We start from the raw sequence: 230 nt of genomic DNA, 5'->3' as shown, positions 1-230 counted from the left end.
CCAGCAAGCACGCCAGTAGATACTTGCGTCGCCGCTCTGCCAGCGCCTGACGCCAAGGCAGTAGGTTGATTCGTGTCTTCAAGCGAAACTCCTCAGGGCCAACCCGCAAGCAATTCCCATCCCCTGGGCATCCACGGCCCATTGTGCACCATCGACGCGATGGCTCGGCGTGAAGCTGGCGAAATCCTGACGGCAAGCGCGCGCCAATGCAAACGCTTCGATATCGATTA

General features: G+C 59.6%; 2 pseudogenes. Both read right to left on the bottom strand.

The features are described 5' to 3' along the window. Positions 1-82, bottom strand: a pseudogene (locus ACW9IR_RS30115) (PilN domain-containing protein); the annotation flags it as partial. Beyond that, positions 79-230, bottom strand: a pseudogene (locus ACW9IR_RS30110) (pilus assembly protein); the annotation flags it as partial. The pseudogenes ACW9IR_RS30110 and ACW9IR_RS30115, both read right to left, overlap by 4 nt.

Source organism: Pseudomonas sp. SDT291_1_S447 (genome assembly GCF_054070155.1).
Note: the sequence above shows the minus strand (reverse complement) of the source record. Positions and strands in the feature narration are given on the sequence as shown.